14 protein-coding genes are annotated in these 15979 nt (G+C 55.6%); 4 read left to right on the top strand and 10 right to left on the bottom strand.

The features are described from left to right. Nucleotides 1-60: 60 nt before the first annotated feature. Nucleotides 61-2643, bottom strand: coding sequence for an ATP-dependent chaperone ClpB (clpB, locus tag B145_RS0116755; protein WP_018608895.1), 2583 nt, complete (start codon nt 2641-2643; stop codon nt 61-63). 183 nt (nt 2644-2826) lie between these two features. On the opposite strand from clpB, the gene B145_RS0116760 reads away from it, so the two are divergent. Continuing rightward, entirely contained in the window at nt 2827-3342 is a 516-nt protein-coding gene (locus B145_RS0116760) for a phasin family protein (RefSeq protein WP_018608897.1), read from the top strand. A gap of 12 nt (nt 3343-3354) precedes the next feature. Here B145_RS0116760 and hpnE read toward each other — a convergent pair whose 3' ends face one another. The 4 genes from hpnE to B145_RS0116780 form a co-directional block, all read right to left on the bottom strand. Continuing rightward, on the bottom strand, nt 3355-4662 hold the full coding sequence (gene hpnE / locus B145_RS0116765) for a hydroxysqualene dehydroxylase HpnE (RefSeq protein ID WP_018608899.1): 1308 nt from the start codon (nt 4660-4662) through the stop codon (nt 3355-3357). Then, on the bottom strand, nt 4659-5492 hold the full coding sequence (gene hpnD, locus B145_RS0116770; RefSeq protein WP_026259221.1) for a presqualene diphosphate synthase HpnD: 834 nt from the start codon (nt 5490-5492) through the stop codon (nt 4659-4661). Before hpnD ends, hpnE begins: the two co-directional genes overlap by 4 nt. 93 nt (nt 5493-5585) lie before the next feature. Next, entirely contained in the window at nt 5586-7010 is a 1425-nt protein-coding gene (locus tag B145_RS0116775; RefSeq protein ID WP_018608903.1) for an ATP-binding protein, read from the bottom strand. Continuing rightward, on the bottom strand, nt 7007-7714 hold the full coding sequence (locus tag B145_RS0116780; protein WP_018608905.1) for a response regulator: 708 nt from the start codon (nt 7712-7714) through the stop codon (nt 7007-7009). Before B145_RS0116780 ends, B145_RS0116775 begins: the two co-directional genes overlap by 4 nt. A 192-nt stretch (nt 7715-7906) precedes the next feature. Here B145_RS0116780 and B145_RS26035 point away from each other — a divergent pair, with 192 nt between their 5' ends. Beyond that, nucleotides 7907-10102, top strand: coding sequence for a PepSY domain-containing protein (locus tag B145_RS26035; RefSeq protein WP_169558560.1), 2196 nt, complete (start codon nt 7907-7909; stop codon nt 10100-10102). A 56-nt stretch (nt 10103-10158) separates the two neighbouring features. Here B145_RS26035 and B145_RS0116790 read toward each other — a convergent pair whose 3' ends face one another. Both B145_RS0116790 and B145_RS0116795 read right to left on the bottom strand, forming a co-directional pair. Further along, entirely contained in the window at nt 10159-10707 is a 549-nt protein-coding gene (locus B145_RS0116790) for an RBBP9/YdeN family alpha/beta hydrolase (protein WP_018608908.1), read from the bottom strand. Nucleotides 10708-10825: 118 nt separating this feature from the next. Beyond that, nucleotides 10826-11833, bottom strand: a complete 1008-nt coding sequence (locus B145_RS0116795) for a sulfate ABC transporter substrate-binding protein (protein ID WP_018608909.1) — start codon at nt 11831-11833, stop codon at nt 10826-10828. 145 nt (nt 11834-11978) lie between these two features. Between B145_RS0116795 and hemG the strand changes: the two genes are divergently transcribed. Next, nucleotides 11979-12557, top strand: a complete 579-nt coding sequence (gene hemG, locus B145_RS0116800) for a menaquinone-dependent protoporphyrinogen IX dehydrogenase (protein WP_018608910.1) — start codon at nt 11979-11981, stop codon at nt 12555-12557. Here hemG and B145_RS0116805 read toward each other — a convergent pair. After that, nucleotides 12525-13055 carry a class I SAM-dependent methyltransferase gene (locus B145_RS0116805; RefSeq protein ID WP_157288472.1) on the bottom strand — a complete coding sequence of 177 codons (531 nt, stop codon included), beginning with the start codon at nt 13053-13055 and terminating at the stop codon, nt 12525-12527. The two genes, hemG and B145_RS0116805, sit on opposite strands and share 33 nt — an antisense overlap. Nucleotides 13056-13218: 163 nt before the next feature. Beyond that, complete coding sequence (locus B145_RS0116810; RefSeq protein ID WP_018608912.1) at nt 13219-14148, bottom strand: LysR family transcriptional regulator; 930 nt, start codon at nt 14146-14148, stop codon at nt 13219-13221. Between the two features lie 102 nt (nt 14149-14250). Here B145_RS0116810 and B145_RS0116815 point away from each other — a divergent pair, with 102 nt between their 5' ends. Then, nucleotides 14251-15009: a sulfite exporter TauE/SafE family protein gene (locus B145_RS0116815; protein WP_018608913.1), complete on the top strand. Its 759-nt coding sequence runs from the start codon at nt 14251-14253 to the stop codon at nt 15007-15009. Here B145_RS0116815 and B145_RS0116820 read toward each other — a convergent pair whose 3' ends face one another. Then, complete coding sequence (locus B145_RS0116820; RefSeq protein WP_018608914.1) at nt 15010-15867, bottom strand: DUF817 domain-containing protein; 858 nt, start codon at nt 15865-15867, stop codon at nt 15010-15012. Nucleotides 15868-15979 lie beyond the last annotated feature (112 nt).

Genomic DNA, 15979 nt, shown 5'->3' on the forward strand with positions numbered 1-15979 from the left:
CAAATGGCAAAGAAAACCCGGCCGGGCCGGGTTTTGCGATTATGCGCGAATTTGTGAGGTTCAAGAGGGTTTGCGGAATACGAAATGACCGGTGGCGTAATCGACAATCACGCTATCCTTGGGGCCAAAGTGCCCTTCAAGGATCTCGCGTGCAAGCGGATTTTCGATATGCTCCTGAATCGCCCGCTTGAGCGGGCGTGCGCCAAAGACAGGATCGAACCCCGCTTTGGCAATTTCGCCCAACGCGGCATCGGTGACAGTCAGGCCGATTTCCATCTTGGTGAGCCGGGCCAGTAACTTGCCCAACTGGATCTTGGCGATGCCCTGGATATGCTCTTCAGCCAAAGCATGGAAGACCACGACCTCATCGATCCGGTTGATGAACTCAGGGCGGAAGAAGGTCTTTACTTCGGCCATGACCGCCGCCTTGACTGATTCATAGCTCTCACCCGCCATCTGCTGGATCATCTGGCTACCCAGGTTGGAGGTCATCACGATCACCGTGTTCTTGAAGTCCACGGTGCGGCCTTGTCCGTCGGTCATGCGCCCGTCATCGAGCACCTGGAGCAGAACGTTGAACACATCCGGGTGGGCTTTTTCCACTTCGTCGAACAGGATGACCGAATACGGTTTGCGCCGAACCTGCTCGGTCAGGTAGCCCCCTTCTTCATACCCTACATATCCTGGAGGGGCTCCAATCATGCGGGCAACGGAATGTTTCTCCATGAACTCGCTCATGTCGATGCGAATCAGGTGTTCTTCGGAATCGAAGAGGAAGTTGGCAAGGGTCTTGCACAGTTCGGTCTTGCCCACGCCCGTTGGCCCCAGGAATAGGAAGGAGCCGTAGGGGCGGCCTTCTTCCGATAACCCGGCACGAGACCGGCGGATGGCGTCCGCCACCAGGCGTACCGCTTCGTCTTGCCCAACGACACGTTGATGGAGCTTGTCTTCCATCTGGAGCAATTTTTGGCGCTCACCCTGCATCATCTTGGCAACAGGAATGCCCGTGGCCCGGGAGACGACTTCTGCAATTTCCTCCGCCCCCACCTGGGTGCGCAACAGCTTGTTTGCTGGCCGTGTGCCCTGGACTCCCTCGGCAGCCTTGAGCTGGGCTTCCAACTTGGGCAACTCGCCGTACTGCAACTCGCTCATCTTCTGCCAGTCGCCTTTGCGGCGAGCTTCTTCCATCTGTTGGCGAACCTGATCGATGGCTTCCTTGATATGCTGGGAGCCAACAACAACAGCTTTTTCTGCCTTCCAGATTTCTTCCAGGTCGGCGAATTCACGTTCCTGTCTGGCGATTTCCTCTTCGATCAAGGCCAAGCGCTTTTGCGAAGCCTCGTCGGTTTCCTTCTTCATCGCTTCACGCTCGATCTTGAGCTGGATAAGGCGGCGTTCAAGCCGGTCCATCTCCTCGGGCTTGGAATCGATCTCCATGCGGATGCGGGCGGCTGCCTCGTCGATCAGGTCGATGGCTTTGTCGGGCAGGAAGCGATCCGTGATGTAACGATGCGAGAGTTCTGCTGCCGCAACAATGGCCGGATCGGTGATGTCGACCCCGTGGTGGACTTCATATTTCTCCTGTAGCCCGCGCAGGATGGCGATGGTGGCTTCCACAGTAGGTTCATTGACCAGCACTTTCTGGAAACGGCGCTCCAGCGCGGCGTCCTTCTCTATGTATTTGCGATATTCATCCAGCGTGGTGGCGCCAATACAATGCAATTCGCCGCGCGCCAAGGCGGGCTTGAGCATGTTACCTGCATCAATGGCACCTTCTGCCTTGCCTGCGCCAACCATGGTGTGCAATTCATCGATAAAGACGATGATCTTGCCTTCCTCTTTGGCAATGTCATTGAGCACTGCTTTGAGGCGCTCTTCAAATTCCCCGCGATATTTGGCACCTGCGAGCAGCATGGCCATGTCGAGCACCAGTACCCGCTTGCCTTTAAGGGTTTCGGGAACTTCGCCATTGATGATGCGTTGCGCCAGTCCTTCGACGATGGCTGTTTTGCCTACGCCTGGTTCGCCAATGAGTACGGGGTTGTTCTTGGTGCGCCGTTGCAGGATCTGGATGGCACGGCGGATTTCATCGTCGCGCCCGATCACCGGATCAAGCTTGCCTTGGCGAGCCCGCTCGGTGAGATCCAGGCAATACTTTTTGAGTGCCTCGCGTTGGGTCTCGGCTTCTGCATCGTTGACGCCGGTGCCGCCACGCACGGCCTCAATGGCTGCTTCCACACTGCGCCGTGTGCCACCATGTTCCTTGAACAATTTACCCGTCGGGCCTTTGTCTTCAGTGAGTGCGAGCAGGAACAGCTCGCTGGCGATGAACTGATCGCCGTGCTTTTGGGCTTCACGATCTGTCAAATTGAGCAGGTTGCCCAAGTCGCGCCCCACTTGCACGTCACCGCCGTGTCCTTGCACCTGAGGCAGACGATCAAGTGTCTTGATCAAAGCAGCCTGCAAAGGCGCCACATTGACGCCCGCATGTGCCAGCAGGGATGCCGTGGCGCCATCTTCCTGTTGAAGCAGGGCCAGCAGGAGGTGCTGAGGTTCAATGAACTGGTTTTCGTGCCCAACCGCAAGACTTTGGGCATCAGACAAGGCCTGCTGGAAACGGGTTGTGAGTTTGTCGAGTCGCATGGGGGTACTCCGGGTTACTCATTTTTGATGACATAAAGATGGGGCTGACTTACCAGAGTTTCAAGTCTTTGTCTCCAAAAGGAAGCCCGGGCATGTACTCCCGGGCTGATCCGTACAGGCTTGTATCGGAGTGATGCTAGTGTCCAAGCAGCTTGAATCCCCACATCAGAGAAGGAGCGCAGCATGAGCACGAAAACAGAGCAGGCGGTGATCAGCATGCAGAAGAAAAATCTGGATTCCGCCGTGCGGCTGGCGCAAATGTCGATTGAGAATTCGCAACGCATCCTGCAACTCCAGGTGGATGTGGCGCGTGATCTTTTCGATGAAGGGGTTGCCAGTGCCAAGCAGATGGCGCATGTGGGCTCCCCGCAGGAAGCCATGGAATTGCGGGCCCGCTATGCGCAGCAATCGGCGGAAAAAATGTTTGCCTGTAGCCGCAGCATTGCCGAAATTACCGCTGAATTGCAGACTGAGATGGGGAAGATGGTGAGCGATCAGCTCAATTCAGGCAGTCATGACATGCTTGAAGCCATGCAGCAATTCATGACGGGGATGCCCTTGAATAATCATGCGGCGGCGGAAGTTTTGCAACATACCTTTGATGCAGCGCGTAAAACGCTGGAGCAGGTTGCCAAAGTCTCTAGCGAAGCCTTTACAGCATTTTCCATTCCACCAGGAAATGGGGCCAAACATCGTTGATTGAATGATGTTTCAGGCGGAGGGCAGGCTGCGTAACAATTGGCGCGCAGCCGCCAAGCCGGAACGCACGGCTGCTTCAATGCAAGATGGGTAGTCTGATTCTACGTAATCCCCTGCCAGTAACAGATTGCGGATGGGCGTGATCGTCCTGGGGCGAACCAGGCAGGGGGTACAAGAGAAGGCCGCGTTGTCTTCGCGGATCACGTGCGACCAGCGAGGCGCAGGCAGGCGTGGCACGATCCGTTCAATGGCATGATGGGTATCCAGGGCCAATTCTTCATCGGGCAGGGCTGTACGCGGTTCATCCGCAATGCTTACGCACGCAACAAGCCCCGTTGAGCTTCCCAAACGAGCCGTGTCGAAAAGCCAGCGGATTGGTGGGCCGGGGAGGTGCATCACAGGGTTGGGTAAGCTGACTTCGGGACCATAATCTAGATACACGGTTGTCATGTTCTCGGTGGGCACGCTGTCGATCTGTTCTCGCAATAAAGTCAGCGCTTCCAGCCCCGTAAGCAGTTTGCCAGCCTGTTGGGGGGCTACTGCCAAAATGACGTGGCTGTACAACTGGTTTTCTGAGGCGTTGCCTTTAAGCCGGAATAGCCCTTCGTCGAGTTGGATTTCCCGGATCGGGGCTGCGGTGTGAACGGAGTTACCCTGCCGGGAAAGGTATAGGGTGGCGGGCACAGGCAGCAGTTCGGACAAATCGATGCGCGGCACAATCCACTCTGCTTCTGAGCGACCTGCAAAAAGCGTGTTGCGAAGCATGTTGGCGAACATTTGCGCAGAAGCACGCTCAGCCGGTGTCTTGAGCATGAGCAGGCAAAGGGGGTTCCAGACCAATTCCTTAAGGAGTGGTGTTTGCCTCGTATCCGCCAGCAATTGTGTAACAGTGATGTCTTGTCGCAAGGCGTAGCGTTGCCGACGCAGATCCCAGTACAAACGCATGGCTGCGAGGCTGTCTTGCCAGCCCAACCCGCTAGCACCAAACATGCCCAGTGACAGATGCAAGGGCGGTGGCAGGCTGGATAGACTCAGGCCCAGCCGTTCAGGTACAAACAGGTCGAAGGGGCGTGTGTGCAGAGTTTTGGGATTGACCCCCAGGAAACGCAGCATCCTGAGTGTTTCTGTATATGCACCAAATAATTGGTGGTACCCATTGCTGATCGTTCTGCCATCCGGGTAGGCTACACGGGCACGCCCGCCCAGTACGGTAGCAGCCTCGAAAACGCTGACTTTGACCTGGGCACGGGTCAATTCCACGGCAGCACTTAAACCTGCGTAGCCCGCGCCAATGATGGCAACATGCGGAGAGCTTGTCATGGCTTTAACCATACCCGGGTGGCGATCCAGAGTTTACGTAATGGTGTCAGGCTGATTTTATGCGTGAGCACTTGGCGTGGGGCGAAGTGTATCTCGTGCAGCATGGCTTGCTGGATGGCCGCCAGGATGAGGGATGTGCGCTGGGTTTTGCGGTCTGCCGCCTGCAAGTGGCTCAGTGCCTGGGAAAAGAGGGCCTGGGTGCGCTGGATCTGGAAGGTCATCAGCCGATCAAAATTTTCGCTGCCATGGCTGTCCAGGATTTCCGCCGCAGGCACATTGTATTGCTGTAGCTCATCCACGGGCAGATAGATTCTGCCTTGACGTGCATCGGCGCCTACGTTGACGAGCAGCTCTGCCAGCTTGAGGGCAACTCCCAGATCGTGGGCGAACTTCTGTGTGGCACGGTCGGTATAGCTGCAGATTTCACTCATCAGCAGGCAGACTGTACCGGAGACGCGATAGCAATACAGTTGCAGATTCTTGAAATCGAGATAGCGCCCTTGCTGGAGATCCATGCTGGTGCCGTCGATCATCTCGCTGAACAGTTCCTGAGGAAGATCGAAAGTATGGATGGCTTGCGCCAGGGCTTTGCCAACCGGATGCTCAGGCAGACCTGAGAATACGCTATCCAGTTGTGATTCCCACCACTCCAGCTTGCGTTCTGCAAGCTGCGGATCGTGGGTGTCTGCTACAACAGATTCCAGCTCACGTAAAAAGGCATGCACAGCAGCGATAGCGGTCCGCTGCTCCTGAGGCAGAAAAACCAGGCTGTAGTAAAGGCTGGAGCCTGGCATGGCTGCTTTTTGCTGGCAGTAGTCATCGGGTGTCACTGCGGTGGAATCCTTGCTACGTGCGATCAGCACGAAACCGCTATCGTAACCGCAAGGCCTGTCTGTCTTCTACCCCAGGATGAGTGTGGGCAGCTATGTTTGAATGCGTGGGAGTGAGATGCTCGCCGTCAATCCTCGGCCGGGAGGGGATTTGAGTGTGAGGCTTCCACCATGCATTTCAACAATCGCCTTGGCGATGGCAAGGCCAAGTCCGGTGCCCCCGGTGTGGCGAGCGCGCGAGGCTTCCAGCCGGAAATAGGGCTCCAGGACTTTTTCCAGGTCGGCTTCTGGAATGCCTGGGCCGTGATCCCGGATGTGCAAGCGGACTTCTTTGCCCAAGTCCTCCAAATGGAGTTCTATCGTGCCGCCGCCGCCGTAGCAGCGGGCGTTTTCGAGCAAGTTGGCGATGCAGCGGCGCAGCGCATGAGGGCGTGCCGTGATGGGGGCATGGCTCCTTCCCTCGCGGCGGATTTGGGCGCCCAGTTCTTCCATGTCTTCCACCACGCTATCGAGCAGTGCATCAAGATTGAGCAGGACTGGGGGCTCCGTGTTGCTTCCTGCACGCAGAAAGTCCAGCGTGTGGCCGATCATCGTATCCATCTCCGTCAGATCGTGCGACATCTTGTTGCGCAAGGCGGGGTCAGGTATGGCTTCCAGACGGAGCCTCAGGCGGGTGAGCGGCAGGCGCAGATCATGTGAAACAGCGGAGAGCGCCTGAGCTCGGGTATCGATATAGCGCTTCAAGGCCCGCTGCATGGCGTTGAATGCCTCGGCCGCACGCCGGACTTCCACTGTGCCGGTCTCTGGCATGGCAGGGTTGTTCAGGTTACGTGCAAGCCCGGCTGCCGCATCGGCAAAACTCGCCAGGGGGCGGGTCAGACGGCGGACGGCCCAGATTGACAGCAAGCCTGCAGACAGACTGAGTAGAGCCAGTAGTGCGATGACACGGGTAGGGTAGTTATCTGTGGGTTTGGGGAGTACATGATGGAACGTGACTGTTGTGCCATCCCGTAAACGCGCTTGGGCGATAAAGACGAGTGGATAGAGTTTGAATCTGAACAACTCATCATCATCAGTGGTCCTCTCATGTGGGCGGCGGGTGTGTTCTTCAGGGGGGTGAAGAAAGGGCGCGAACAGGTCACGATTGATTGTCTCCATGCGCAGAACCTGAATGGTTGTGGAGTAGGGGCTTTGCTCACGTGCCTGATGGACAAACGTTTGGGCAGCGTTGCTCTGGTCCGCTCCATCTTGGGCCCAGGGTAAAGCCAGCGTCAGCGTTGTAGGAGGTACGCTCAGTGCCTTGACGAGCACGGCCCGTTCCTGCGGGTCGGCCTGCTCCAGTGCCGTAATGATTCCGCCTGTACGGCGTGCGGAATATTCAGCCAGAAGCTTGTAATTGAGCTTGCTGCGCTCATCGAGCATCAGCCATAAGCCCAACACCTGCACCAGCAGCAAAACGCTGAAAAGGGCTAGGGCAAGTTGCCCAAACAGGGTTTTGGGCAACAATCTGGAGATCATTGTCGTGATACCTGGGCGGAAAGCATATAGCCCTCGCTGCGCATGGTCTTGATCAGTTGTGGGTCTCGGGCATCATCGTTCAGTCTGCGGCGCAGGCGTGAGATCATCACATCAATGGTTCTGTCCAGTGGGTTGGCATCGCGTCCTGCCAAGGCATCCATGAGTTGATCCCGGGAAAAAACGGTGTTGGGTGTGTCGGCCAGCAGATGCAGCAGGCGGAATTCTCCAGCCGAGAGGGCAATCACCACGCCGTCGGCGCCAATCAGGTTGCGCGCCGCCAGATCAAGCGTCCAGCCTGCAAAGCGGAGGGACTTGGCACTTGCTTCCTGGTGGTTGTTATCTTGGGCCCGTCGCAAAATGCTTTTGATACGGGCAAGCAACTCGCGGGGGTTGAAAGGTTTGGGTAAATAGTCGTCCGCCCCCATTTCTAGACCGATGATGCGATCCATGTCATCCCCACGTGCGGTCAGCATGAGAATGGGCAGGCGTGAGGTCGCACTCAGATTGCGGCAGAGCGTAAGACCATCTTCCCCTGGCAGCATCAGATCAAGGATCACCAGATCAGGCGGGTTTTCCGCCAGCCGCTGGCGCATTTGCACGCCATCTGCGGCGGTATCCACGGTGTAGCCCTGGCTGCCAAGGTAGCCATGCAAAAGCTCAGTCAGCTCGGGGTCATCATCAACCACCAGTATTCGTTTGCTCATCACAGATTCACTTCTCTTTACGTATGTCTAGCATACCTTGGCAATTGGCGGGTACAGGCTTTGTGACACCCAAAGAACAATCATTTACGGTCCATTAACAAAACGGGAGGGTGTGCGAATACCTCATTTACAGAAGGGATATGTAATGGAGCCATCTCATTTTAGATGCCCGGATCACGGGTTCGGCTCATCATGTTCAACGCAAAGACTCTTGCCTGGTTTCTCAAATTTCATCGTTGGCTGGCGCTTCTGCTATCGCCAGTGTTTTTTGCCGTGTTGATTTCTGGCTCCATTCTGGCATTTAAACCCATTGTTGAGGCTGGGGCGCAGGCGAGGCTTGATGTGGGCGTGCTTGCAGCCACCCTGGACAAGGTTGATCCCCAAGGCAAAGCCAGTTCTCTGAGTGTGGCGGCTGATGGCAAGAGCTTTGAACTGCGCTCGCGCAGGGCGGGGACGATCGGGCGCTTTGAAATGGGCTCTGGCGCACAGTTGCCTGCTTCAGGATTCAATATTTTCGACACCGCCCTTAGCTTGCACAAGAACCTGATGCTGGGGGCTGGCTGGCTGGTTGAGTTGGCTACCTACGCAATGGTGGTGCTGATCGTTTCGGGTTTGCTGCTTGGATGGCCCAAACTGCGCAATAACCTAAGCGGCTGGCACAAGGGGCTTGGCTGGATCGGTCTTCCGCTGGTGGTGGTCACGCCGCTGACAGGTTTGCTGATGGTGTTGCACCTGGGGATGCCTCGCCTGCCTGCTTACGAGGCCGCTGAACGGGCGTTGCCGATTGCCCAAACGCTGGCAATCGCTGCCCGCCAGACTGATTTGAGTGGAGTGACACAGGCCCGCACATTCCGTCGTGGTGCAGTCATGATTTCGGCCAAAACCGATACCGGCACAGTCACGCATATCGTCTCCGGTACAGGTCAGCTGGTCACCATGACACAAGGGCCGGGATGGGTACGGATGCTGCACGAGGGGACTTGGGCAGGTGCCTTCTCGGGCGTGGTCAACTTTCTTTCTGCCAGCGTGTTGATGGGTTTGCTGGGAACCGGGATGTGGGCTTGGGTGCGTCGGCAGCGCCAAGCGAAACGGCGGGAGCAGGCAAGTGCCGATCCTGCCCAGACCACACTGGTCGCTTTTGCCAGCCAGACCGGAACTGCTGCCAAACTTGCAGAAGCTACGGCACAAGCTTTGCGTAAAGCGGGGGAATCGGTTGTGTTGGCATCTCTGGCCGCATTGCAGCCAGCCGAGCTGGTGGGTTTTCGCCGCACGCTGCTGATAGCGTCGACCACCGGGGAAGGTGAGTTGCCAGACCCCGCCCAAGGTTTCATTCGCAAGCTGCAGGCAACCCCTGTACGTGGCAGTCGTTTCAGCTTGTTGGCGTTGGGAGATTCCCGTTACAAGCAATTCTGTGGTGGCGGGCTGAAGCTGCGCTCTGCTTTGTTGGCGCAAGGGGCAGAAGAGTTTCTGCCGACTGAGACGGCAGATGGCGACGCATTCAATCATTGGCAGAAGTGGCTGAGCAAACTTGGGCAGACTTTGGGTTTACAGGAGATCGACTCTACCGTGCCAGCGATGGCGCAGCAGCTTAAGCTGGAACTGGTTTCGCGTACGCGTCTGGATAATCCGCAAGTGTCAGATGTATGTCCTGCTTGGCAGTTGAGGTTGCGTGTATTGGATGCGGGCGTTGCCTTCCGCCCTGGCGATCTGCTGCAGATTCGCCCCAACACCCAAGCCATGCCGAGGAGTTACTCGATTGGGTCCTCCTCGCTTACGGGGACATCCTTTATTGAACTTACCGTTGGTTTGCATACCTATACGGATGCAGACGGCAAGCAGGCATCCGGTTTGGCGTCTGGCTATCTGTGCCAGGAGTTGGCAATCGGTGAGCGGTTCGAGGCTCAATTACGGCGGCATGATGGATTCAATCCACCTAAAGATGTGACACGCCCATTGATTCTGATTGCTACCGGCGCGGGTATTGCACCTTTCCCTGGATTTCTGGAAGAGCGCAAAGGCAAACTGGGGGCTGGGCCGGTGTGGCTATTCTTTGGTAACCGCAAGAGCCAGGGCGATTTTTACCACCGGAATTACTTTGAAGCCTGCAGGCAGCTCAGGATTCTGAGCCGTATCGATACTGCATTCTCACGCGATGAGGATGATCATGCCTACATTCAGCAACGCCTGCTGGAGCAAGAGGGCGAATTGCTGCGTTGGATGAATGACTGCAATGCGATCATCTATGTCTGCGGCGGAGCCGAGACAGTGGGCAAAGGTGTGGATCTTGCCCTGCGCAAAATCTTGATTGGACAAGGCTTGCCAGCAGAAGAAACCCTGGCGCGCTGGAAGGCAGAAGGGCGCCTGCGTCAGGATTTGTTTAGCTGCTAAGTAGTTGCGGAGGCCAGGTCTGTTTTGTGCCCTGGCTTTCGCATGCCTTCAGGCGATCAGGGGGAAACGAGAGACCCCAGCGGAAGGTTGGCGTAAGAGCGGCGAAGCTGTTCAAAGATTTCCAAACCCTCGGGCCAGGGGCCGAAACCTGAATCCGGATTGACATGACCGGCTGCGCCAATATTGATAAGGTGGCTGCCCCATAAATCAGCCCAGTAGACTGCCTTGGTCAAACGCATCCAGGGATCGTTGGTGGTGGCAACCATGATGCTTGGAAATGCAAAACGCGTCGTGGGCAGGGTGCTGGCGACCGAAAATTTGTCGGGGTCTGCCGGTGCTACAAACAGCACACCTGCAATCCGCTCCGGGAATTCCGTGGCTGCATGGGCAGTAGCCAAGCAACCAAAACTGTGGGCGACGATCCAGACTTCTCCGATGGCATGATCGATTTCGCGCCGGACGGCGCCCGCCCAGCGTGGCAGGTGCGGCTCGCTCCAGTTGGTTTGCTCCACCCGTTTGGTGTTGCGCAACTGTTTTTCAAACCAGGTTTGCCAGTGCTGTTCTCCGCTACCGTGCAAGCCGGGGACAATCAGAATAGTCGTCATGGCAACACCCTCTGTCTAGATTCTGTACGTGCTGTTCATGATAGTGCTGCAAGGGTATCCCTCCGCAGTGTCTGACTGCGTATGGATACCCTGTTTAGCAGGTTATAAGCGTCGTGGCTTAGCGTGGCCCGATCTGATCAAACACCCCACCATCGGCAAAGTGAGTTTTCTGTGCTTTGGCCCAGCCACCGAATACTTCGTCGATTGTGAAGAGTTTCACGTTGGCAAACTGTTTGCTGTATTTGGCAGCAATCTTCGGGTCGGTTGGGCGATAGTAGTTTTGGGCTGCGATCTCCTGACCTTCTGGGGAATACAGATACTGCAGATAGGCTTCTGCTACCTTGCGTGTGCCGCGCTTGTCGACTGTCTTGTCGACCACCGAAACGGGGGGCTCAGCCAAGATTGAAACCGATGGCGTTACAATATCAAACTTATCCGGGCCCAGTTCCTTGACGGCCAGGTAAGCTTCATTTTCCCAGGCGATCAGCACATCACCAATCCCGCGTTCTGTAAAACTGGTGGTGGCACCGCGGGCCCCCGTGTCAAGTACCTTGACATTGGAATAGATGCTCTTGACGAAGCTCTTGGCAGATTCCTCGTTGCCATTGTTATGCTTGAGCGCATAACCCCAGGCTGCCAGATAATTCCAGCGTGCTCCGCCGGAGGTCTTGGGGTTGGGGGTGATCACATCCACGCCACTGCGGGCCAGATCGGGCCAATCCTTGATCTTTTTCGGGTTGCCCTTGCGCACCAGGAACACAATGGTGGACGTGTAGGGCGAGGCATTGTGTGGCAGACGCTTTTGCCAGTCAGGGGAGACGGATTTGGCTTTTTCCGAAATCGCATCAATATCATAGGCCAGTGCCAAGGTGACAACGTCTGCCTCCAGACCATCAATCACTGTGCGGGCCTGGGCACCGGAACCGCCGTGAGAGGCGCGAATGGTGACGTTTTCCCCCGTTTTGGCTTTCCAATACTTGGCAAAAGCCTTGTTGTAGTCTTGATACAGTTCGCGGGTGGGGTCGTAAGAGACGTTCAGCAGACTGGTGTCTGCCACTGCCTGATGGGAGATCCCCAGCCCGCCAAGTGCGAGAGCCAAGAGAAAGACGCGGGGAGAAAACTTCATGATTGTCATCCTTTTTATTAAGTGACCAGGAACATGAAGAACTTTAGCGGTTTTCTTTTATCAGCGAAAAGAATAAAAGGGTAGTTGTATATAACAATGTTTGATTATGAAAGTTCTATCGACCGTGCGAACTCAAGGGAGGCGCATGCCTGAAATCTTGATGCTTTATTCTACTGTTGATGGGCATACCGCCAATATTTGCCAGCGTATCGCACAGACCTTGTTGGCAAAGGGTAGGAGCGTTCGGGTCAAGAACATGGTGGACTGCGCGGCAGAAGATCTCCGTACAACGGATGTGATCGTGATTGGTGCGAGCATTCGGTACGGTCATCATCGTCCTGATGTGGGGGCGTTTATTGCCCAACACAGAGCGTTGCTTGCGCAGCGGGCGACTGCATTCTTTTCTGTGAATGTTGTAGCGCGGAAAGCAGGCAAGGATGCGCCCGAGACGAATCCTTATCTACAGAAGTTTTTACGGCAAGTGGCGTGGAAACCAGCGTTGCAGGCTGTCTTTGCCGGGCGGATCGACTATCCGAAGTGTGGGTTTTGGGATCGGCACATGATTCGCCTGATCATGTACCTCACGCATGGGCCAACTGACACGAGCAAGGCTTACGAGTTTACCGATTGGATGCAGGTTGATGCATTTGGCTATCAACTCAATGCGCTGGCTGAATCATGTGGAGTTGGATCAGATGGCTGTGGCGCTGATGCAGTGAAATAGCCCTTGCCCCTGTTGTTGATCGCTACTGAGTGTGATATCGCCAAAGCCTGAGTTCATCAGCAGATCTGCGACTTCCGCAACCTCGTATAGCCTGAAGCCATGTTTGTGGCCCGGCCAACTGAGCATGTCTTTTTTGGCGTTGAAGCACAGAATAATCTTTCCGCCTGTTTGCAGAACACGGTGGCATTCGGCAAGCGCACGAACCGGATTGCTCCAGAAATACAGTGTATTGACACTGCAGAGCTTGGTGAAATACCCAGGCGCAAAGGGGATACTCTCAATCCCTCCCTCTTTGATTTCCGCACGGCCAATCTTGATGTGGTGGCGAAGGCGTTTGCTGACCACTGCCACCATTTCAGGTGATATGTCAATGCCAGCCACTGTTGCTGAGTTATGGCTTTTGAGTATCCTGTCAAGCAACTGCCCACTGCCGAAACCAATTTCCAGAATATGGTCCCCTTCTGTTGGAGCGATATGTAGCAGGCTTTGAGCATTCATCTGCACATTCACCTGTTCTAGAATTCGGGCCGTAAAGAAACGCCCGAACAGGCCAGAAGGTTTTGCCAATTGTTTGGAGATGAACTTTTGGAATGCCGACCGAAGCATGGTGATAACGTCGGGGAAATGGTGCAGTTTTTACAGGATACCTGTAAGCAGGCGTTCACGCCAGAAGATCCCCATGTGGTAGAAACTGTTGGGCAGCGTCACGAATGGTTTCCAGGAAAAGACGCACGCGGCGTGCCTGCCGTCGATTGACATATACTGCGTGCATTTGTGGGGTCAAGCCGGTAGATGAAGTGACGTTGTATGCAGTGCATACACGCACAAGCGTGCCATCCTGTTCATGGGATTGCGCCAGCCAGTCCCCTAGGCGGGCAATCCCCAATCCTTGAAGGGCTGCGTGATAGACAGCAGAACCGGAGCTGAAACGATAACGGGGTTGAACGTGCAGGCGGCATTGGTGATCCGGGGCGATGAAGTGCCAGTCTTTCAGAATGCGTGGTGCGGTATGCACGATCATGGCGTGTTCTTCCAACTCGTCTGGGCGCGCAGGGCTACCATGTTGCCTGATGTAATCAGGGCTGGCGTAGAGATGGCGGCTATAGTTCCAGAGCGGAAATCCAATCAAATCGCTTGAATGTGGAAAGCCTCCACGGATAGCAAAATCGAGTTTCTCCCGGATTGGGTCGAGCATCTCGTCTGTATAGCGCACATCGAAACGCACGTCCGGGTGCTGGGCGGCGAAACGTGCGATGACCTCAGGCAAAAAGCTGATCGCCAGTGTTTCCGGCGCAGAGCAACGTATCCAGCCGTAGGGCGCCACGCCGATGCCGGTAAGCTCTTCTTCTGCTTCCGTTTGTAATTCGAGCATCTGGCGGGCGAACTCATAGTAGCTATCGCCTGCGGTGGTTAGGTTGATGAGCTTTTGCGAGCGTTGCAGCAACTCGCAACCCAATTCCTGCTCCAGCGCCTGGATAGAGCGGGTGATCGCACTGGGGGAGCGGCCCAGAAAGCGTGCTGCAGCAACGAAACTGCGTTTTTCGACGACAGCACAGAAGACCCGGATTTCCCACATCAGTGCGATAGACATACGCGCCGCCTCGTTGCGATTTTTGCAATACCGTATTGCAACACGAAATGCCGCTTCTGCCTATACTCCCAGCTTTGGAAGAGTTCGCCAGGGGTATGTTTGATGTTGACGGTAACTGTGCTGTGTTTTTTTGCGTTTTGTGCAGGCTTGATTGACGCGGCTGTTGGTGGCGGTGGTTTGATCCAGATTCCCGCGCTGTTTGGTGCCTATCCCCTGATGCCCTCGGCCGCCTTGCTGGGGACCAACAAATTCGTGTCCGCCTGCGGTACAAGTCTGGCGGCACGCTCATACATGGGGCGGGTCCAGATTCCCTGGACGCTGGTGCTGCCTGCTGCTGTGACGGCATTCGTTATGTCGTTCATTGGCGCTGCTGCAGTGTCGTTGATCCCACAAAGCATGATGCGCCCCTTTGTGCTGGTGATGATCATTGTGATGGCGATCTACACCTTCATGAAGAAGGACTTCGGCTCCATGCAACGCCCCTTGACGATTGGCACCAGGGAACGCGTGCTGGCTGTGTTGATCGGTGGCGCGATTGGTTTTTATGATGGCTTGTTCGGCCCCGGTACAGGCAGCTTCCTGATCTTCCTGTTTATCCGTTTCTTTGCTTTTGACTTTCTGCTGGCCTCGGCTTCGGCCAAGATAGTCAATCTGGCCACGAATGTGGCGGCGCTGATATTTTTTATTGCGGCAGGCAAGGTGCTTTTTCTTGTTGCTGCACCGCTGGCGGTATGTAACGTAGCGGGCGCCTATGTGGGCACACAGATCGCACTCAGGCGTGGCTCAAAATTCGTACGTATTCTTTTTCTGTGTCTGTTGGTGGCGCTGATTGCCAAGTTGGGCTATGACATGCTCAAGTAATCAAGGGGCTATGTGGATACGTTCCTTGACGTGTTTCAGACTACATATGATGGCGAAACTCATCATCGCCAGCATCGTCCAGGACGACCATTTTCCCAAGGACACGGTCGCCCATGCGCCTAATTGGTTGGGATAGCGCCACACGCCGAAGAAGGTGCCGATGTTCTCTGCCAGCCAGATAAAGAATCCCACCAGGGTATAGCCCAAAAGAAAGGGCATGCGTCGTTCCCTGTCCAAAGGGGTGAAGCAGATGTTGCAGCGGGCATACAGACCGAGCGCCAATGCCGCCAGATACCAGCGGAAATCGCCGATAAAATGATGGGTGAAAAGGTTGGCATACATCAAAAGTGCCAGCCCTGTGCTGATCCAGTAGGGAGGGTGCCGTTCTACGCGCAGATGCAGAATCCGCCAGGCCTGCATGATGTAGCTGCCTACCGAGGCGTACATGAAGCCAGAAAACAGAGGCACCCCAAAGACCTTGGTGTAGGCCGGATCAGGGTAAGACCACGAAGGATGAGCGCCGGAGACCTTGAACACCTCCAGGGCAAACCCCGCCAAGTGAAAAGTCAGAATGGTACGGGCCTCGTCCCAGGTTTCAATCTTCCGCCAGATTAGCCACGCCTGTAGCCCGAGTGCGATCAGTAAAAGTAGATCATAGCGGGCCACCCCCAATACGCCTGCACGTGGAACCAGGAACACCGCCAGGAAAAACAAGCCTGCAAACAGGCAAGAACGCGCCTCCTTGATGCCAAACCACCAGAATTCATGCATGAAGCGCATCACACCTTGTAGATCCTCCCGTGCGGAGCGGTTGGACAAACGTCGGTCAAGAATGGTGATGGCGGAATGGAAGGGCATATATCGCAATGAGGCCAGAACAAATCTGGCATGAATTTTCAGGGTTAGACTGAAAATCGGCAAGCCTGAGCAGACCTACGGAAGAGTGGGCTGTGTGATATAGACCATCTGA

Origin of the sequence: Uliginosibacterium gangwonense DSM 18521, from assembly GCF_000373965.1 — a bacterium.
In the GTDB taxonomy this organism is placed as follows: domain Bacteria; phylum Pseudomonadota; class Gammaproteobacteria; order Burkholderiales; family Rhodocyclaceae; genus Uliginosibacterium; species Uliginosibacterium gangwonense.